At 40.7% G+C, this 19019-nt stretch carries 17 protein-coding genes and 1 pseudogene; 6 read left to right on the forward strand and 12 right to left on the reverse strand.

Annotated elements, in window-relative coordinates; genetic code table 11:
- Positions 1-45 precede the first annotated feature (45 nt).
- The 3 genes from cysI (at position 46) to P20439_RS17435 (ending at position 3190) form a co-directional block, all read left to right on the forward strand.
- Complete coding sequence (gene cysI, locus P20439_RS17425) at positions 46-1743, forward strand: assimilatory sulfite reductase (NADPH) hemoprotein subunit (protein ID WP_008108365.1); 1698 nt, start codon at positions 46-48, stop codon at positions 1741-1743.
- A 42-nt stretch (positions 1744-1785) separates the two neighbouring features.
- Positions 1786-2526, forward strand: a complete 741-nt coding sequence (locus P20439_RS17430) for a phosphoadenylyl-sulfate reductase (protein ID WP_008108367.1) — start codon at positions 1786-1788, stop codon at positions 2524-2526.
- Between the two features lie 271 nt (positions 2527-2797).
- Positions 2798-3190 (forward strand): DUF4124 domain-containing protein, encoded by a 393-nt coding sequence (locus tag P20439_RS17435; protein WP_008468745.1) that lies wholly within the window; start codon positions 2798-2800, stop codon positions 3188-3190.
- On the opposite strand, the gene P20439_RS17440 is transcribed toward P20439_RS17435, so the two are convergent.
- The 4 genes from P20439_RS17440 to P20439_RS17455 form a co-directional block, all read right to left on the reverse strand.
- Entirely contained in the window at positions 3177-3440 is a 264-nt protein-coding gene (locus P20439_RS17440; RefSeq protein WP_036934627.1) for a hypothetical protein, read from the reverse strand. The genes P20439_RS17435 and P20439_RS17440 overlap by 14 nt on opposite strands.
- Before the next feature lie 135 nt (positions 3441-3575).
- Entirely contained in the window at positions 3576-6320 is a 2745-nt protein-coding gene (acnA, locus tag P20439_RS17445) for an aconitate hydratase AcnA (protein ID WP_008468747.1), read from the reverse strand.
- A 200-nt stretch (positions 6321-6520) separates the two neighbouring features.
- Entirely contained in the window at positions 6521-6949 is a 429-nt protein-coding gene (locus P20439_RS17450; protein ID WP_008468749.1) for a hypothetical protein, read from the reverse strand.
- Positions 6950-7045: 96 nt separating this feature from the next.
- Positions 7046-7429, reverse strand: a complete 384-nt coding sequence (locus P20439_RS17455) for an RNA-binding S4 domain-containing protein (RefSeq protein WP_008108378.1) — start codon at positions 7427-7429, stop codon at positions 7046-7048.
- Positions 7430-7673: 244 nt separating this feature from the next.
- Between P20439_RS17455 and P20439_RS17460 the strand changes: the two genes are divergently transcribed.
- Positions 7674-7955, forward strand: coding sequence for a hypothetical protein (locus tag P20439_RS17460; RefSeq protein WP_008468752.1), 282 nt, complete (start codon positions 7674-7676; stop codon positions 7953-7955).
- A gap of 70 nt (positions 7956-8025) precedes the next feature.
- Complete coding sequence (locus P20439_RS17465) at positions 8026-8691, forward strand: hypothetical protein (RefSeq protein ID WP_008468754.1); 666 nt, start codon at positions 8026-8028, stop codon at positions 8689-8691.
- Positions 8692-8699: 8 nt separating this feature from the next.
- Here P20439_RS17465 and P20439_RS17470 read toward each other — a convergent pair whose 3' ends face one another.
- The 5 genes and pseudogenes from P20439_RS17470 to glnA form a co-directional block, all read right to left on the reverse strand.
- Positions 8700-9158, reverse strand: coding sequence for a Crp/Fnr family transcriptional regulator (locus tag P20439_RS17470; RefSeq protein WP_008108381.1), 459 nt, complete (start codon positions 9156-9158; stop codon positions 8700-8702).
- Positions 9159-9189: 31 nt separating this feature from the next.
- A pseudogene (gene ntrC / locus P20439_RS17475) lies at positions 9190-10576 on the reverse strand (nitrogen regulation protein NR(I)).
- A gap of 15 nt (positions 10577-10591) precedes the next feature.
- Positions 10592-11662 (reverse strand): nitrogen regulation protein NR(II), encoded by a 1071-nt coding sequence (glnL, locus tag P20439_RS17480; RefSeq protein ID WP_008108383.1) that lies wholly within the window; start codon positions 11660-11662, stop codon positions 10592-10594.
- An 81-nt stretch (positions 11663-11743) separates the two neighbouring features.
- Positions 11744-12265 carry a DUF4124 domain-containing protein gene (locus tag P20439_RS17485; RefSeq protein WP_008468758.1) on the reverse strand — a complete coding sequence of 174 codons (522 nt, stop codon included), beginning with the start codon at positions 12263-12265 and terminating at the stop codon, positions 11744-11746.
- 114 nt (positions 12266-12379) lie between these two features.
- A complete protein-coding gene (gene glnA / locus P20439_RS17490) occupies positions 12380-13786 on the reverse strand; it encodes a glutamate--ammonia ligase (protein ID WP_008468760.1) in 1407 nt (468 codons plus the stop codon).
- Between the two features lie 508 nt (positions 13787-14294).
- Here glnA and typA point away from each other — a divergent pair.
- Positions 14295-16118 carry a translational GTPase TypA gene (gene typA, locus P20439_RS17495; protein WP_008108389.1) on the forward strand — a complete coding sequence of 608 codons (1824 nt, stop codon included), beginning with the start codon at positions 14295-14297 and terminating at the stop codon, positions 16116-16118.
- Positions 16119-16504: 386 nt separating this feature from the next.
- On the opposite strand, the gene P20439_RS17500 is transcribed toward typA, so the two are convergent.
- From P20439_RS17500 to P20439_RS17510, 3 genes are all read right to left on the reverse strand, one after another.
- Positions 16505-17242, reverse strand: coding sequence for a CBM9 family sugar-binding protein (locus P20439_RS17500; RefSeq protein WP_008468764.1), 738 nt, complete (start codon positions 17240-17242; stop codon positions 16505-16507).
- Between the two features lie 77 nt (positions 17243-17319).
- The gene (locus P20439_RS17505; protein WP_008108394.1) at positions 17320-17745 is read right to left on the reverse strand and encodes a BLUF domain-containing protein; all 426 of its coding nucleotides are present in this window, start codon (positions 17743-17745) and stop codon (positions 17320-17322) included.
- Positions 17746-17818: 73 nt separating this feature from the next.
- Positions 17819-18910 (reverse strand): MBL fold metallo-hydrolase, encoded by a 1092-nt coding sequence (locus tag P20439_RS17510; RefSeq protein ID WP_036934631.1) that lies wholly within the window; start codon positions 18908-18910, stop codon positions 17819-17821.
- Positions 18911-19019 lie beyond the last annotated feature (109 nt).

Here is a 19019-nt window from a genome sequence, read left to right on the forward strand (position 1 = left end):
AAAGCAACGCTAACAGCCGTCACTGTAACAAATTTAGGATTAAACATGAGCGAACAAGATAAAAACGTAAAGCTTTCTGATAACGAGCGTTTGAAAAGAGAAAGCAACTTTTTACGTGGCACCATAGAGCAAGATTTAAAAGACGAGATCACCGGTGGTTTTACCGCTGATAATTTTCAGTTAATTCGTTTTCACGGCATGTATCAACAAGATGATCGCGATATACGTCCTGAACGTGCTAAACAAAAGCTAGAACCACTGCATAATGTGATGCTACGCGCACGTATGCCTGGCGGTATCATTAAGCCAGAGCAATGGCTAGCAATTGATAAGTTTGCTGGTGATAAAACCAGTTATGGCAGTATTCGTTTAACTACTCGCCAGACATTTCAGTTTCATGGTGTATTAAAACCCGAAATTAAAGGTATGCACCAATTACTTAATAGCGTGGGTATTGATTCAATTGCCACCGCCGGTGACGTGAATCGTAATGTGTTATGTACTACCAATCCGGTTGAGTCTGAGTTACATCAAGAGGCCTATGAGTGGGCGGCAAAAATCTCTGAGCACTTATTACCTAAAACGAAGGCATACGCTGAAATTTGGCTTAATGGCGAAAAGTCTGAAACCACAGAAGAGCCTATTTTAGGTTCAACGTATTTACCGCGTAAGTTTAAAACCACAGTGACGATTCCACCTAATAATGAGGTGGACGTACATGCTAACGATTTAAACTTTGTGGCGATTGCTGAGGGTGGCAAACTCGTTGGTTTTAACGTACTTGTGGGTGGTGGTTTGGCTATGACCCATGGCGATACAGCAACCTATCCACGTAAAGCGGACGACTTTGGCTTTATTAGCCTAGAAGACACGTTAAAAATTGCTGAGCACGTGGTATCTGTTCAGCGTGATTGGGGTAACCGCTCAAATCGTAAAAATGCAAAAACTAAATACACTCTCGATCGTGTTGGCACTGAAGTATTTAAGGCCGAAGTTGAAAAACGCGCAGGCGTGAGCTTTGCACCAAGCCGCCCTTATGAGTTTACTCACCGAGGGGATCGTATTGGTTGGGTCGAGGGCATTGATGGTAAGCACCACTTAACCCTGTTTATTCAAAGTGGTCGTATTTTAGACTACCCTGATAAGCCGCTTAAAACAGGGTGTCGCAAAATTGCAGAAATTCATCAAGGTGATTTTCGCATGACGGCAAATCAAAACTTAATTATTGCCGGTGTACCGGCCGATCAAAAAGCAGTCATTGAAGAAATAGCCCGTAACCATGGTTTGATTGACGATAAAGACACTGAACAACGCAAAAATTCAATGGCGTGTGTGGCATTACCAACCTGCCCATTAGCCATGGCCGAAGCTGAGCGTTACTTACCGAGTTTAATTGAAAAAATAGAAGGCTTATTAACCAAGCATGGGGTGCCAAATGACAGCATTATTATGCGTGTGGTTGGTTGCCCGAATGGCTGTGGTCGTGCCATGCTAGCAGAAGCTGGATTGGTCGGCAAAGGCCCTGGTAAGTATAACGTTTATCTAGGGGGTAACACTGAGGGCACGCGTATTCCTAAGCTTTACCTTGAAAACGTTGGCGAAGAGGTTTACTTAGAAGCATTCGATAAACTCATTGGGCAATGGGTTAGTGAACGTAATGGTGGCGAGTGTTTTGGTGATTTTGTTATTCGCAAAGGTATTGTTGCAGAAGTAAAAGTATCTGTTACCGATTTTTACGCATAATTTAAAAGCAGCGCAAAGCGCTGGTGAGGTTTAAAGTTGACCATGAGTGAATTTAAAAACATATTACAGCTAGATAAGCAAAGCCAACAGGCGATGTTAGCTGATGCGAACGGTTTGCTGGCTGACATGAGCGCAGAGCAGCGCGTTGCATGGGCGCTAGAGCACTTGCCTGACACCGCGTTTTTATCATCGAGTTTTGGTATTCAAGCCGCAGTAATGTTGCATTTAATGACATCACAGCGCCCCGATATACCTGTGGTATTAACAGATACTGGCTACTTATTTCCAGAAACCTATCAGTTTATAGAGCAAATGACTTCGCAGTTATCACTTAACTTAAAAGTGTATAAAGCGCAGCTCAGCCCTGCATGGCAAGAAGCTAAATTTGGAAAATTATGGGAGCTAGGTGAGGCAGGCATTAAGCAATACAATCAGCTTAATAAAGTAGAGCCCATGACACGCGCTTTAAAGGAGCTGAATGCGAGCACTTGGTTTAGTGGTCTACGTCGAGATCAATCCTCAAGCCGTGCTGAAAAGCAAGTACTAGAAATAAGTCGAGGTACGGTAAAAGTGTACCCCATTATTGAATGGAATAATCGCGATGTATATCAATACCTAACAAAGCATAATTTGCCATACCACCCATTATGGGAGCAAGGCTATGTGTCGATGGGGGATGTACATACTACGCGCAAGTTAGAGCCGGGTATGAGTGAAGAGGAAACCCGCTTTTTTGGTTTGAACCGTGAGTGTGGCTTACATATTGATGGTGATGGAATTTAATTACTTTATTATTCAAAGCTATAAAATAAAAAAACGACAGCCTTTGCTGCGTTTTTTATTGTTTAATATTTGCTGAATTGATTCTTTTTTATTATATTGGTTGTGATGATGGATTAAACACACAGCAGGAACGCTATGAAATACTTCACCTATTTAGCAATGTCAGTGATGATAATTGCTGTTACCTTATTGTTTTTATTAAAAAACCAATGGCCAGCCTTGGCTAAGTACCTCTGTTATTTACAGTGAATCAATAGAGATTAAAGATGAAATGGTAGCGCTTTCATCTGGTGCGTTAGATAGCATTACCTTAGCAATTACCACCGCGAGTGAAAAAATCACTGGTGCTACTTTTGAGCTAGAAAATCCTAAGCCAATTTATAAATGGCAAGACGGGCAAGGACAGTGGCATTTCTCAGATGTACCAAACAAAAATGGTAAAAGCGAAGTGGTAAAGCTTAATCCCGCCGATATCAATGTTGTGGTTGCAGAAGATACCGCCATTTTGAGTGGCAGTGCTAAATCAGCAGTAAAGCCTTTTCCTCAGCGAGCGCCTGAGATATATAACAGTGAATCAATTAATAAACTGTTTGAAGATGCTGAAAAAGCCAAAAAGAGAATAGAGCAACGCAGTAAAGAGGTCGAAAGTTTTAGCGGCTTTTAGTTTTGGGGTGTTTTTGCTGTGTCTTCAAATAACGCTTTTCTGCTTCCATTAATAATATGGTTAAGTAGATTTTAGTAGGCAATGATAAAAGCACGCCAATTGCAATACAGGCAGCTGCAGTAATAATACCTTTAATGCCGTACTGGTTGGTAAAGTAGCTCGATACAATTAAACCATGGCCTGTCACTATTAAGCATAACCCAAGCAAAATCGATGTTTTAAGTAGTCTAATTATTACAATTGAAGACATAACGGCCTCTGCGCAGCGTGTCTTCTTAGTGTATGGAGTCTTTATAAAGCGATATTGATTTAGCGCAAGCATCCATTAATAATATAAAAAAGCCCAGCTCATTACTGAGCCGGGCTGCATTTTCGTTTTAAGTTGTTAGTCGAGCATATTGCGCAGTACGTACTGTAAAATACCGCCATGTTTGTAGTAATCCCACTCTTTCGGAGTATCAATACGCACATCGGCACTAAAGCTAACTTGTTTACCTTCACTGTTAGTCGCAATCACACTGACTTCGTCGGTTTTATCGTATAACCCTTGAATATCAAATTGCTCTTGCCCAGTTAAGCCTAGTGATTCATGGCTTTCACCTTCTTTAAATTGTAAAGGAAGTACGCCCATACCAATTAAATTAGAGCGGTGAATACGCTCATAGCTTTGTGCTATCACAGCTTTAATACCGAGTAATAATGACCCTTTTGCAGCCCAATCTCGCGAAGAGCCAGTTCCATACTCTTTACCTGCTAGAACCACTAGTGGTGTTCCATTTTCTTGATATGCCATTGCCGCGTCATAAATATTTTCTAGCTTATCATCAGGTTGAGTGCGGGTAACACCGCCCTCGGTACCAGGGGCTAGTAAGTTTTTAAGGCGCACATTAGCGAATGTACCGCGCATCATTACTTCGTGATTACCACGTCGTGAACCATAAGAGTTAAATTGTGCTTTTTCAACCCCATTTTCTTGTAGGTAAAGCCCTGCGGGTGCCTCTGCCTTAATTGCACCTGCTGGTGAAATATGATCGGTAGTCACCGAATCACCCAGTTTAGCTAAACAACGCGCACCCTCAATAGTTGGAATACCTGGTGGTTCAACACTCATACCATCAAAGAAGGGGGCTTTTTTGATATAAGTCGAAGCACCGTCCCAATCGTAAAGTTTACCATCAGGTATTTGAATTTTTTGCCAGCGACTGTCGCCATCGTAAACATTGGCGTAGCTTTTTTCGAACATCTCTTTAGTTACCGTACTTTTTACTAGTTCACTTACTTCTTTAACGCTCGGCCAAATATTTTTAAGGTAAATATCGTTACCATGCTTATCTTGCGCGAGTGGCTCGTTGTAAACATCAATATCGGTTCTACCCGCTATGGCATAGGCAACCACTAAAGGAGGCGACGCTAAAAAGTTCATTTTAACATCTTGATGTATGCGCCCTTCAAAGTTACGGTTACCCGATAAAATTGAGCTTACAACTAATTTGTGTTTTTGAATCGCCTCACTAATTTCATCGGCAAGTGGGCCTGAATTACCAATACATGTGGTACAGCCATAACCAACTAAATTAAAGCCAAGCGCATCCAAGTCATCCATCAACCCTGCTTTTTCAAGGTAATCGGTCACCACCTGTGAACCTGGCGCGAGTGACGTTTTAACCCAAGGCTTTACATTAATACCTAACTGACGTGCTTTTTGAGCTACTAAACCGGCAGCTAAAATAACACTTGGGTTAGATGTGTTTGTACAGCTAGTAATTGCAGCAATAACACAGGCACCATCATTTAACTCAAATTCTTCTCCATTAAAGTTTACTTTTGCTGCGCCCATAAACTGCGCTTCATCGGTAGGATCATCAGGGTTGGTAGTAGGGCCTTCGCTTTCAATACGCGCTTGCTCTTCATCGCTTTTATCACGACGTGCCATACGCTCGTCTTGAAAATCTTTTAAGTGCTGACCAATAACCTTGCCGGCTTTATCCAAAGTAATTCTATCTTGCGGGCGTTTGGGGCCTGCTAGGCTTGGCACAACATCATCTAAAGTCAGTTCAAGCTTATCGGTATAATGTGCTTCGTCGCCATCGTTACGCCATAAGCCTTGGTGTTTAGCGTAATCTTCAATCAGTTTAAGCTGCTTCTCATCGCGATTAGTTAAGCGTAAGTAATTAATCGTTTCATCATCAATAGGGAAAATACCACAGGTTGCGCCATACTCTGGCGCCATATTAGCGATAGTTGCTCTATCGGCAAGTGGTAAGTCGGCAAGGCCGTCACCATAAAACTCAACAAACTTACCTACCACACCGTGGTTACGCAGCATTTCAGTAACAGTAAGTACTAAATCGGTTGCTGTAGTGCCCTCAGGTAAGCGACCATTTAATTTAACACCCACAACCTGTGGAATAAGCAAGCTAATAGGTTGGCCAAGCATGGCGGCTTCGGCTTCAATGCCGCCTACACCCCAGCCAAGTACGCCTAAACCATTAATCATCGTTGTATGAGAATCTGTACCGACTAGTGTATCTGGATAGGCTAACGATTTGCCGTTTTTTGTATCATTAAATACTACGCGGGCTAAATACTCTAAATTCACTTGGTGAACTATACCGGTTGCAGGTGGTACAACTTTTAAGTTATCAAATGCGGTTTGTCCCCAACGTAAAAATTCGTAACGCTCTTTGTTACGCTCATATTCTAATTTTGAGTTTAAGTCGAATGAACCATCTTTACCGTAACCATCCACTTGCACCGAGTGATCGATTACCAGCTCAGCAGGAGAAAGTGGGTTTATTTTTGCAGGATCACCACCGAGTTTTTCCATCGCATCACGCATGGCAGCTAAATCAACAATTGCAGGGACACCAGTGAAATCTTGCATTACTACGCGGGCTGGAGTGAAAGCTACCTCGGCAGAGGGCTTCGCTTTTGGATCCCAATCTAATAAGGCCTGAATATCTTGTTCTTTAATATTCACACCATCTTCGTTACGTAGTAAGTTTTCTAGCAATACTTTTAACGAGAAAGGCAGGCGTTTGGCTTTATCGCCAAGTCCCATGAGCGAGTTGATATGATACTGCTCGCCATTGATAGTGAGCTGTTGTTGGGTGTCGAAACTATTTTTCATTATTTGTCCCTTCAATAAATTAGATTAATATTCTTGTAAAAGTGACCTCTGTAGTGATTTGCAAAGTGTGTACCATGATAAAAAATACCATATTGTATAATTTATTTTGGTCGTTATTTAAATAGAGATGAAGGCCAAAAGTTAAAATTCAAGGGATACTCTGAGTAATAATTGGCCACAAAACTAAACTCAAAAAAGTGCTATTTAAAGTAGTCTTGTTGTTTTAAATGAAAACTTAAATACACCAATGCAATCGCAATTATGGTGACTGCAATAGGCATAAAAATAGCGCTAATACCAAACAAGTTGATGCTATTAATAATCATAAAATTATAGTATTGCTGAGCTAAAATCGCTGCCAAAGAGATTATTAATGTTAATCTGGCTAGAGACTTTTTGAATAACAAAAGTACGCATCCTAATGCGCCGCCAAATACCGCAATAGCAAACGCTAAAGTAGCCCATAGAGGTTGGCTGTTATAAGCAAGTTGTTGTTCTTCAGGTAGTTTACTTATCATCTCTGGAGAGAGAAACAGCTGCATGACAAATGCAAGAATACCTAATATGTTCCATAATAAGGCGGTAATAAGTACGGGTTTTATCCAGCGGTTTGAGGTGTTTTCTGACATGTAAGCATCTATTTTTTATTATTGATATTCTATTAAAGAATAAAAAAGCCAGTGATGCAAACTGGCTTTTAATAACACATATAACTTAAGCAAATGTTAGCCAAATGAAATAGGGCGACGACCCGTTTTTTCATCAACTTTAGGCTTTTTAGTGCGTTTGCGTTTATTTTTAGCCGGCTCTGTTGTTGCTACTGGCGCGGCTTTTTCTGCTGTAACTGTTTCATCAATAACTGGACGTTCTGCTGGAGTGGCATCTTCACTTAACGTTAATTGAAACAACTCGCCATCAAATGCAAGTACATCACCGCTGTATAATTTTTTCCGTTTGATTGTACAAATTTCATGGTTAACACCGACATAGCCTTCGCTAATTAGGTTTTTTGCTTGACCACCACCTTCAACAAGATCTAATACCTTTAATAATTTGCACAGCTCTATAGGCTCTTCTTCTAACTCAACTTCTATATATTCTTCGTTCATCATGTTTCTCAGTGGGGGTGGTATTAGCTGTAGTATAAAGGCTCAGTGGCTATTTTGCACCAAAGTGAGCTTGTTAGGTGAGTTGATTATGTGATTTTTTATGAAACTTTTTATCTCTTTTTATAGTCTTTAAAAAAACTGAAGTAATTCAGGGTTAAGCTTCACGCGAAAAAAATTACACATTGGCGCGCTAATTGCCAATATCGGCCGTAAAAGAGATTGAATATAAATAATGGAGTAAAAAATGGGCATAAGATTAGCGATGAAAAAAGAGCTAATGGGCTTAGAGCATTCAGATCTGTTAACCGCTGATGATGTAAGAGCGCATCTAGCACAACAGGTAAAAGAAGACACTGAACGTGGCTTTTCAGTTATCTCTAAGTTTAACGATACCCATAGCCAGCTAACTAGCGGGCTAAATACCAAGCAAAGTGAGCTAGTATTTGAGCGTCATCGGTTATTTAATGAAGTGCTGTACAAACGTCAGAGTGTCGATGCATGGCTAAATAACCAGACTTCAGGTTAAACAGCCAAATAAATTAAGTTGCGATTTTAAATCACTCCTTTAGACTACACTTGTAATCAGCGGGGTGATAATGAAAAATGGAATTTTAGCGTGTGCACTCATGCTATTGTTGAGTGCATGCCAACAGCCTACAGTGTATATATTTAGTAAAGGTTTATCGGACTCACAGCACCAGCAGTTAGAGGCCGCACTCAAAACACAATCCCTACCTTACGAATATGTTGAACACGACATCCCTCGGGAATTTGGCGTAGCTACTTTACTATTATCAAATGATAGAATTTTACGCCAAGAAACAGAGCAGCTAGCTACTATTATGCAGGGGTTAGGCTATCAACCCGAAATTAGCTACACCACACGCGCAAATCACTTTTATGGTGATGGTAATATTGGTTTTTATCTAAAAAATACTGATGCGGACGACGCTTTTACCATGCCTTCTCGGTTGCGAACAACCCAGTGCGAAAAAGATGAGTTTAATGACCAAGTCGTAACCTTTACTGATCAACATGCTGAGTTCACATTAATCAGCGGCGCAAAAGTCACATTGAAATGGGAATATTTATACGGCTATTTGGTTATTTACTACAGCAATTATTCACAAACCTACACTCACTCACAGCCATTGGTTGAGACTCCTTTTGGCGACAAACCATCAGGCACATATACCATAACAGCTCATGTAAATAAGCCAGGCTGGCTTAATTGCTCAATGCAGGTTGTTTATATGGATTAAGTTAACTGTTAACCGTGCTCTTCTATATGCTCCGAGAGTTTTGCAATGCGCAGGCTCATACCTTCAATAATACGGTCTTTAATTTTTTCGCGTATGACATTAGGTAGGCGGGTGAGAGCATCGGCAGTAATAGCCAGTACTATGGCGCTTTCTTTGGCGCGTGCATTAATACTGCGCTCTCGGTTATTAATAAATGCACCTTCACCAATAAATTCGCCAGGCTCTATACTACCCAGTTCCAGCAGGTGATTGTGTTTAAACACCATTAAAGATCCACTGAGCACAATAAACAGTCGCTTGTCATTATCAAATTCTTTAAATAAAAACTGATTTTTATTTATTAAATAAAGTAAACCAAATGACTCAAGCAAAATCTGGCGCTCATTGAGTGTGAATTCTTTAAAAAAATCTAAGCGATTTATAATTTCCATTTGCTTAAACAAAGGGATGTTTTCAATTAACTTCATTAATAACCTAGGACGCTAGTCTTATAAAATATCAGCTAATATTGCGCTCTTTTAATTTTCGGGTCAACGTATTGCGACCCCAACCAATTTTTTACTGCGGCTTCTTGTTTATGGCCAGAACAATTAGCGAGGGCTGTTTTGATTAAGCGGGTTTCTAGCTGGGCTTGAATATCCGGCCAAATATTTTCTTTACCTTGTTTAAATTCTTGATTAAGCCACTGCTGAAATGAATCTAGCCAATCGCCTTCTTGGGTTGCGGCGGCATTATCAATAATTTCAGGAGGTAAATCTTGCTCGCCAATCAGCTCTCCAGGCGCCATAACGGTTAACCAGCGGCAGGTGTTTTCAAGTTGACGAACATTCCCAGGCCAATTAAATAAACACAGTTGCTTAATTGCTTTAGGGCTTAATACTTTACTATCTACTTGCAGGTCTTTTGCACTTTTATGTAAAAAGTGTAGCGCTAAGCGCTCTATATCTTCAGGGCGCTCGCGTAAGGCAGGTAAACGTAGGCGAACCACGTTTAAACGATGAAATAAATCATCTCTAAACTTACCTTGTTTTACCAGCTCTTCTAAATTTTGATGGGTGGCAGCAATAATGCGTACATCTACTTTTATACTTTGATGACCCCCCACGCGATAAAATTCGCCATCGGCTAATACGCGCAATAAGCGGGTTTGTACATCCAGTGGCATATCACCGATTTCATCCAAAAATAAGGTACCGCCATTGGCTTGTTCAAAGCGACCTTTACGCACGCTATCTGCCCCTGTAAAAGCGCCTTTTTCGTGGCCAAACAGTTCAGATTCAACTAATTCTTTAGGGATAGCGGCCATATTAAGGGCTATAAATTGGTTTTCTTTCCGCGGGCTATGGTTATGCAGAGCGCTGGCAACCAACTCTTTACCTGTTCCTGACTCACCGTTGATGAGTACGCTCATACTTGATGCTGACAGCTTACCTATAGCACGAAACACTTCCTGCATAGCCGGGGCTTCACCAATAATATGGGCACTTTTTGGCGGGGCGGTTTTTCGTTTGGTTTTTTTGGTCGAATTAGCTCGATACGCACTTTCCACCAGTGCAACCGCTTCATTTAAATCAAACGGCTTGGCCAAATACTCAAATGCGCCTTTTTGGAATGCATTAACGGCTGAATCAAGGTCTGAGTGGGCGGTCATAATGATCACAGGTAGCCCTGGCGTTTGCTCTGCTATTAGCTCAAGTAATGCCATACCGTCCATACCAGGCATTCGCACATCGGAAATCAACACGCTAGGTTGACTAAATTTTAGCGCGTTAAGTACGTTTTGTGCATCTGCAAAACTTTCTACTTCAAACCCTGCGCGAGTCAGTGCTTTTTCTAGTACAAAGCGAATTGAGGCATCATCATCTACAAGCCAAGCTGTTTTCATGCAAACTCCAAAGTATTAATCTGTAAACGGCAGATAAATATTAAATTCAGTATGTCCCGGCCAACTATCACATTCGATATAGCCATCATGTTGATCAATCAAGGTTTGCGCTATAGATAATCCAAGTCCCGAGCCACCTTCTTTATTGGTGGTCATAGGGTAAAATAAGGTGTCGCGTAAATTGGCATCAATACCCGGGCCGTTATCCATGACTTGAATAAGCAGTGCCTTTTTAGGGGCTTTGCCAGGACGACGATGCTGGTAATTAATCCGCGTTTTTATTTTTATTTCACCACCATCTACCAATGCTTGTTGTGCATTACGCACAATGTTTAGCACTACCTGTTGAACTTTGCTCTGATCAATATAAACATCAGGAATACTCGGATCGTAGTCTTTAACTAACCGAATATCGCGGTTGTTATCTAAGGTACTGAGTTTTACAACCGACTCTAATGTTTGATGTATATTGCCATACGATTTTTGCGGCAGCTGATTAGGCCCAAGGAGCCTATCAACTAATTCACGCAATCGATCGGCTTGTTCAATTATCAGTTCTGCACATTGATCTCTTTCTTGCTGATCACCTTCATACTGCAATAATTGCGCCGCCCCGCGAATTCCACCCAGCGGGTTTTTAATTTCATGGGCTAAACCGCGAATTAAGTTGCGTGCAGCTTGGTATTGATGCATTTGGTTTGAAACTTGATCGTGCTTAATTTCGTCATCGGTTTGTCGACATTCAAATAAAATATAAAAGGTATCGTTATGCTTTATTCGTCGCGTGCTGACCGCTAATTTTGCATGGCGAGAATCGATAAACACCACGTCAGCTCTATGCTGGTGGCAGTCTACACCATCAACTAACGAATACTGTGCAATACGTTTTAAGTCGATAGAGTGGTAATTGAATAAGTCGTCGAACGCTTGCCCGAGTAGGCGCTTTTCGCCTAAACCAAGTAATTCACTAGCACTGGTGTTGGCGTAAATAAGCGTAAAGCTTTCATCAAGTAACATCAGGGCGGTGGTTTGGTTTTGCCAAATTATATTTAGTAGCTCTGGGCTAAAATGTGTCTTATTAATCATTATTGCACCATTTTAGTGCGCCTGGGGAGGTAGGCAAGGTTTTTAGTAAAATATACGCTAATTATACGTATTTAACTGCAATTACCGACCTATATTAAGGCCTTTACGATGCATAAAAAATACACTGTCAGGGCTAGTTGCAATTATTTGATTTTGTTTATTATAAAGTTTAACTTGCAGTGTATGTTGGCCGCGTTCTACATCTCTTAACGCCAGGGTGGTGGTATCACTGGGTTCACCAATAGCAATGCCATTTAAAAACAAGCCAATAGTAAATCCAGCTTCAAAGCGAGGAGCGATCTGAGTTGAAACGTACACTGAACCGGTGTTTTCTCTTATAGTTTGGTTGGGCTCTGGTGATGTAATACTAATTTTAAACTTGACCGCTGTTTTAGTCGGTGAAGTATCAAGAATGTCAGTATTTGTTGCAGGCATGTTTAAGTGTTGGCTGGTGAGCTTAACCTCCTTGGCGCCAGGTTGAGGGGTATCTGAAAAAACCAGCACACCATTTTTGTCTTTCCATGCATAAATTTTTTTATTGCTTGCATGGCTATTAACACTTAACACTAAAGCTATTAATAGCAACAAAACCTTACCTACCATCCTGCCACCCTGCATTGTTTAAACTTACTTCACTTTAGTGTAGAACCGTTAAATTTGCCATAAAAAAAGCCCGCAAAGCGGGCTTAAAACACACATTATTTATCGGTTAATAAATTAACAGCTGTAGTACATTTCAAACTCAACTGGGTGAGTCGTCATGTTAAGTTTTTCAACTTCTTTTGACTTAAGTGCAATGTAAGCATCAATGAGGTCATTAGTGAATACGCCACCTTGGTTTAAGAACTCACGGTCTGCATCTAATGCCGCTAGTGCTTCATCTAGTGATGATGCCACAGTTGGAATTTCTGCTGCTTCTTCTGCTGGTAAGTCATATAAATCCTTATCCATGGCATCGCCAGGGTGGATTTTGTTTTTAATTCCGTCAAGGCCTGCCATAAGCATTGCAGAGAAAGCAAGGTATGGGTTAGCAGTTGGATCTGGGAAGCGTACTTCAATACGGCGACCTTTTGCAGATGGAACCACTGGAATACGGATTGACGCTGAACGGTTACGTGCAGAGTATGCAAGCATTACTGGTGCTTCAAAACCTGGCACTAAACGTTTGTACGAGTTAGTTGACGCGTTAGCAAAAGCGTTGATTGCTTTAGCATGTTTGATGATACCGCCAATGTAGTAAAGCGCGTCTTCAGAAAGGCCGCCGTACTTATCACCTGCGAATAAGTTTACGCCGTCTTTAGCTAAAGATTGGTGACAGTGCATACCAGAACCGTTATCACCAACAACAGGCTTAGGCATAAACGTTGCTGTCTTTCCGTATAAATGAGCCATGTTATGGATAACATATTTCATTTCTTGGATTTCATCTGCTTTTAAAACCATAGTGTTAAAGCGAGTTGCGATCTCGTTTTGACCGGCAGTCGCCACTTCGTGGTGATGCGCTTCAACAACTTGGCCCATTTCTTCTAACACTAAACATGTTGCAGAGCGCCAATCTTGGAAGTCATCTACTGGTGCAACTGGGAAGTAACCGCCTTTAACACCTGGACGGTGGCCTGTGTTGCCATCTGCATATTCTTTATCTGAGTTCCAAGCTGCTTGCTTAGAATCAATTTTATACATTGAACCTGACATGTCAGATTTGTATTTAACGTCGTCAAATACGAAAAATTCTGGTTCTGGACCGAATAAAACTGTGTCAGCAATACCGGTAGAACGCATGTACTCTTCAGCGCGTTTAGCTACTGAACGAGGGTCGCGCTCATAACCTTGTAATGTAGAAGGCTCAACCACGTCACAACGAACGATAAGTGTTGTTTCTTCTGTGAAAGGGTCAAGCTTGATTGAATCTGCATCAGGTAGTAGCACCATGTCTGATTCATTAATGCCTTTCCAGCCAGCAATTGAAGAACCGTCGAACATCTTTCCATCTTCAAAAAAGTCTTCATCAACTTGATGATGAGGAATAGAAACATGTTGCTCTTTACCTTTTGTGTCAGTAAAGCGTAAATCAATGAACTTAACGTCATTTTCTTTAATAAAATCTAAAACCGATTGTGACATGTGTCCTCCAACTATTGGGTTTTATTATTGCTGCTTAGATACTTTAAATACCTATAAGCTGATTTTGTGCCACTATTATAATTTGTTGTTTTTTATGTGAAAATATATAAACAGTATAAAGGCGGCATAGATTAAGCACTGTTTTGGTGCGTAATAATTCCAAAACGGTGCAACATTTACAGGGTTATAATTGCTTGCAAATTAATCACCTTAGACTAACACAAAGAAAATGCAAAATACGCAGTAAAGTCGCTTTAAATTAATCCAAAACCACCTTTTGAGATTAATTTATAAAAATTAATCATCAAAATTAATTATTTTAAAACAAAGAGTTAATTATTTTATTGCGAAAGTTTGAAATTTTATTTTGGATAAACTTTCATCCATTCCATTTATAGGGGATAATATGCGCCCTTTTAAATCCTATGCTGGGACATCTCGTGAAAGCGCAGGTGAGAACGTATAGCCCCTGCAGGATCAATGAGATTCAATTTCTCTGAGTGAACATATGAGTATCGAAAAGTTAAGAAATATAGCAATTATCGCCCACGTTGACCACGGTAAAACAACACTGGTTGATAAACTACTTGAGCAATCAGGTACATTAGAAACACGCGGCGGTAATGAAGAGCGCGTGATGGATTCAAACGACATTGAAAAAGAACGTGGTATTACCATTTTAGCGAAAAACACCGCTATCTCTTGGAATGATTACCATATCAATATCGTAGATACTCCTGGACACGCCGACTTCGGTGGTGAAGTTGAACGCGTACTTTCGATGGCTGACTCAGTACTACTACTTGTTGACGCTCAAGAAGGCCCAATGCCACAAACGCGTTTCGTAACGCAAAAGGCATTCGCGCAAGGCTTAAAGCCAATCGTTGTTATCAATAAAATTGATAAGCCAGGTGCTCGCCCTGATTGGGTTATGGATCAAATCTTTGATTTATTCGACAACCTAGGCGCAACTGATGAACAGTTAGACTTTAAAGTAATCTACGCATCAGCAATCAATGGTTGGGCTACATTAGATTTAGACGAAGCATCAGATAACATGGAACCTATGTTCAAGATGATCGTTGACGAAGTATCACCACCGGATGCAGATCCTGAAGGTGACTTCCAAATGCAGATTTCACAGCTTGATTACAACTCTTATAAAGGTGTAATTGGCATTGGTCGTATCAAACGCGGTTCAGTTGTACCTAACCAACAAGTTACGATTATTAGCGCTGACGGGTCTAAACGTAACGGTAAAATTGGTTCAGTACAAAGCTACTTAGGTCTTGAACGTATTGAAACTGATAAAGCTTACGCTGGTAACATCGTAACGGTAACGGGTCTTGGCGAGCTTAAGATTTCAGATACGCTTTGTTGTCCTAACAACGTTGAAGCATTACCTCCATTAAGTGTTGATGAGCCAACAGTAACGATGACGTTCTCTGTAAATAACTCACCTTTCTGTGGTAAAGAAGGTAAGTTTGTAACATCACGTAACATTCGTGAGCGTTTAGACAAAGAATTAGTACACAACGTTGCACTTCGCGTTGCAGATACAGATAACCCAGATAGCTTCCGTGTATCGGGTCGTGGTGAATTACACCTAGGTATCTTAATCGAGAACATGCGTCGTGAAGGTTATGAGTTAGCTGTATCTCGTCCAGAAGTTATCTTACGTACTGTTGATGGTGTGTTAGAAGAACCGTATGAAACACTAACTATTGACTGTGAAGAAGCGCACCAGGGTTCTATCATGGAGCAAATTGGTCTTCGTAAAGGTGAACTTACTGACATGGCCCCAGATGGTAAAGGCCGTATGCGTTTGGACTTTATGATCCCAAGCCGTGGCTTAATCGGTTTCCAAACTGAGTTCATGACATTAACGTCGGGTTCTGGTTTACTTTACCATACGTTCGATCACTACGGTCCGCACAAAGGTGGCGAGCTAGGTGTTCGTAAGAACGGCGTAATGATTGCAAACGCAACAGGTAAAGCACTTACTAACGCATTATTTAACTTACAAGAGCGCGGCCGTTTATTTATCGGTCACGGTGTTGAAGTTTATGAAGGTATGGTTATCGGTATTCATAGCCGTGATAACGACCTTACAGTTAACGCGCTTAAAGGTAAGCAACTTACTAACGTTCGTGCATCTGGTACAGATGAAGCACAAACACTTACACCAGCACTTAACTATTCACTTGAGCAAGCGCTTGAGTTTATTGCTGATGATGAGTTAGTAGAAGTTACACCTGAGAACATTCGTATTCGTAAGCGTCATTTAACTGAAAATGAGCGTAAACGTGCGGGTCGTGCTCCTAAGTCATAATCTATTAATTTAGAACAATGATTTTAAAAGCCGCTGTATTGCAAAATACAGCGGCTTTTTTGTGTTTGGAAACAAGCGCTGTTAGCTATAAGTCGTCAGCTGTCAGATTAGAACAGTGTTATTGGGTAGCTTGGTTGTTAATATGGCTATTGGGTGAAAGCCGCTAGACTTTATAAACCATGCAATACAATCTTTTCCTCTAAAAGCGCAGCGCCTCTATCCGCTTTGTAAATAATTTACTTAAAAAATCTTTTCACAAAGAGGAGAAAATGAGAAGTCAATGAGGAAGGGGCGAAACAATTGAAATGTAAGGCTGCTGAGTTTATTGGTAGGGTATTTTTTGTTGGGTTTCGCTTCGCTCAACCCAACCTACGTTTTCAATTACCTTATTGGAAATTACTTTTTGGCAGTAGAGTAATTTTGCCAAATACGCTGGCGTCTATAAATCCTCGGTTGCGGTCACCGTTCACTGGCTCTACTTCGTGTGAGCCCATGAAGTGTTCACGCACTTTGCTGCCGTCGTTATCGCAATATGCGAGCATAAAGCCGACTACTTGCTTTGGCGTTAATTTAAGCGGAGTGTTTTGTGCGCCTTGTTGATAATCATTCGGGTAGAGTTTTATTGCCACTTCCCACGTGATGTTATAGGGCGCGGTGGTATTGCGTTTCCAGTTACTAACTAAATGGTCGGTATATAAATGCGCTTTTTTATCAGGGCCATAATCGGCTGCTTGGTTATCAAGGCCAATATGATAGGCAAACGCGGTATGATTAAACTGATGATTACCACCCGATGCGTCACTATCTATAAACACTTCTAAGGCATCATCGTCCCAGTATTTATCCGTTGGATCTGGGTGAGTATCAATAAGCACATCATCACTAATGTCTGCTTGTAAATACAAGTAATTTTCATCCCACAAAAGACGATAGCGACCTTTAAAGTCAACCTCTGATGAGGGAAGTGTACCATCCATTAGGTGTGGCATAGGGTGCCATGTGGCGCTATTCCATGCACTTTCAGAAACACCATCAATAGTTATAGCTGTTGGTGTATGACTAACGTCAATAGCCATGAGTGGCTGGGTAAAAAGTAAACTAAAAGCGAGTAGTGTTTTTTTCATTAATCATCTCATCAATTAAGGATGATTTAGCTTGGCTTAAATAGCAATCAAAAACAATCTCGTAGTCTATTTTTATACTAACTGATTGTGCCTGCTATGCTGTCTTTTAATGCCAGCATTAATAAATGCGCACTTTCTCCAGACATTTTAAAAGGATTAAAATCAATGGAGCCTGAAAACTTGAGATTCAGTGATTCGGTTAGCTTAGATTGCGGTACATAGCCCATTGACCATTTTTCAAACTCTCTTTCAGGAATTTGGGTATAGTTGAGCATAATTACATTGTGGTGACGCTTATCGTTTAATATTTGTTGGTAGGTATTATTTACAGCCGTTCTAGAGCCTTCAAGGCATTGTAAAAAGTAATCATTGCTAAAACATAACATGCCGGTGACGTTTGTTTTTACATTGTAGGTTCGGGCACTTTGTAAGATACTTTCTATATCTTCAGGCCCAAAACCACTACTTATTTTACTGGCGTAAATGAGTCGCACAAGAAACATAAAACCTCCTCACTATTTAGTTAATTAAAGATAGTTCAGCAGAGAAGTTATTGCTAATTATGTAAATGACTGATTAAAGTTTAATACTTTCACCTTCATTTAAAATATACAGGGGTATTTTCGAGTCCATTTTTTTATGCATATGCAATAAACGCAGTAAAGCGGAGTGACTCGTGCGATCGCCCATTTTCCATGTTGAGTTACCATATCCCCAAGGTATCATTATTTTGCAGTTGAGCTCCTGTGCTGCTGTTAGAGCATCTTCTGGGGTTGTATGAACGTAACGATACCAGTTAGGGTTATCTTCGCTGTAGTAAGACGCTATCGGCATTAAGCACACATCAATATCGCCATATTTTTGCTGTATATCGCTAAAGTGTTTTGAGTAGCCGGTGTCGCCTGCAAAAAATAAGGTGCTGCCATTTTGTTCAAGTAACCAGCCATTCCACAGGTCTTTATCGTTGTCTTCATAAATAAAGGGCACTAACACACGGCTGCTAAAGTGGTGTGCAGGTAGCGCATGAATAGTTAAATCATCAATTTTAGTACTTGCATACCATGCCATTTCGCTAATATTAAAGCCATCACTAGGAAAATTATCAGCCATGCCAAGAGGTGTTAAATAACGCGGTTGGCGGCCTATTTCCTCAATATCTGCTTTATTAAAATGATCGTAATGAAGGTGAGAGTAAATAACCGCATCTAAATGGGTAAGCTCGTCAGATGTTAGCCAATCGCCAGGTTGTCGATAAATACCACCTGCGAGCTTAAAGCCCAGTGCTACAGGTGAATCGAATTGCGCTTTTACAGGATCAAAGACCACTTGCTGCCCGTTAGGGGTGCTGATCATAAACCCCGCATGGCCTAGCCAACGAACGGTGTAATTTGTGTCTAGTTTTGGGTTTGGCTGTTTCTCTTGATACTGGCATTGTTCACCCTCGGTTTCGCAGAGAACGTTGATGTGTGCAGGATAACAATCATTTTCACAGCTGATAGGGTAGCTTTTTTTACCAGGATAAAGGTTATGATAGCGACCCCTATGCTCACCGTGTTGATTTAGTGGAACAAGGGTATCTGGACCTGCAATAACATTAACATTATTCGCTGTGCTACAGGCCACCAGAAGGCTGTAGACAAAGGTTAAACAGAGCGTATATGGTTTCATGGTTTTTAATTGTTATTTTTAACTTGCTGAAAGTGTAACAAAAGCGGGACATTAAAAAAGTATAAAAAGTAACAAAAATGTGTATAAAAAAGCCCGCTATTTTTAGCGG

Origin of the sequence: Pseudoalteromonas sp. BSi20439 (assembly GCF_000241165.1) — a bacterium.
Lineage (GTDB): Bacteria > Pseudomonadota > Gammaproteobacteria > Enterobacterales > Alteromonadaceae > Pseudoalteromonas.

What these genes read in the sequence shown, in the direction of transcription:
- cysI (WP_008108365.1), top strand. Translation starts at nt 46, where the DNA reads ATGAGCGAACAAGATAAAAACGTAAAGCTTTCTGATAACGAGCGTTTG.
- P20439_RS17430 (WP_008108367.1), top strand. Translation starts at nt 1,786, where the DNA reads ATGAGTGAATTTAAAAACATATTACAGCTAGATAAGCAAAGCCAACAG.
- P20439_RS17435 (WP_008468745.1), top strand. Translation starts at nt 2,798, where the DNA reads ATGGTAGCGCTTTCATCTGGTGCGTTAGATAGCATTACCTTAGCAATT.
- P20439_RS17440 (WP_036934627.1), bottom strand. Translation starts at nt 3,440, where the DNA reads ATGTCTTCAATTGTAATAATTAGACTACTTAAAACATCGATTTTGCTT.
- acnA (WP_008468747.1), bottom strand. Translation starts at nt 6,320, where the DNA reads ATGAAAAATAGTTTCGACACCCAACAACAGCTCACTATCAATGGCGAG.
- P20439_RS17450 (WP_008468749.1), bottom strand. Translation starts at nt 6,949, where the DNA reads ATGTCAGAAAACACCTCAAACCGCTGGATAAAACCCGTACTTATTACC.
- P20439_RS17455 (WP_008108378.1), bottom strand. Translation starts at nt 7,429, where the DNA reads ATGAACGAAGAATATATAGAAGTTGAGTTAGAAGAAGAGCCTATAGAG.
- P20439_RS17460 (WP_008468752.1), top strand. Translation starts at nt 7,674, where the DNA reads ATGGGCATAAGATTAGCGATGAAAAAAGAGCTAATGGGCTTAGAGCAT.
- P20439_RS17465 (WP_008468754.1), top strand. Translation starts at nt 8,026, where the DNA reads ATGAAAAATGGAATTTTAGCGTGTGCACTCATGCTATTGTTGAGTGCA.
- P20439_RS17470 (WP_008108381.1), bottom strand. Translation starts at nt 9,158, where the DNA reads ATGAAGTTAATTGAAAACATCCCTTTGTTTAAGCAAATGGAAATTATA.
- glnL (WP_008108383.1), bottom strand. Translation starts at nt 11,662, where the DNA reads ATGATTAATAAGACACATTTTAGCCCAGAGCTACTAAATATAATTTGG.
- P20439_RS17485 (WP_008468758.1), bottom strand. Translation starts at nt 12,265, where the DNA reads ATGGTAGGTAAGGTTTTGTTGCTATTAATAGCTTTAGTGTTAAGTGTT.
- glnA (WP_008468760.1), bottom strand. Translation starts at nt 13,786, where the DNA reads ATGTCACAATCGGTTTTAGATTTTATTAAAGAAAATGACGTTAAGTTC.
- typA (WP_008108389.1), top strand. Translation starts at nt 14,295, where the DNA reads ATGAGTATCGAAAAGTTAAGAAATATAGCAATTATCGCCCACGTTGAC.
- P20439_RS17500 (WP_008468764.1), bottom strand. Translation starts at nt 17,242, where the DNA reads ATGAAAAAAACACTACTCGCTTTTAGTTTACTTTTTACCCAGCCACTC.
- P20439_RS17505 (WP_008108394.1), bottom strand. Translation starts at nt 17,745, where the DNA reads ATGTTTCTTGTGCGACTCATTTACGCCAGTAAAATAAGTAGTGGTTTT.
- P20439_RS17510 (WP_036934631.1), bottom strand. Translation starts at nt 18,910, where the DNA reads ATGAAACCATATACGCTCTGTTTAACCTTTGTCTACAGCCTTCTGGTG.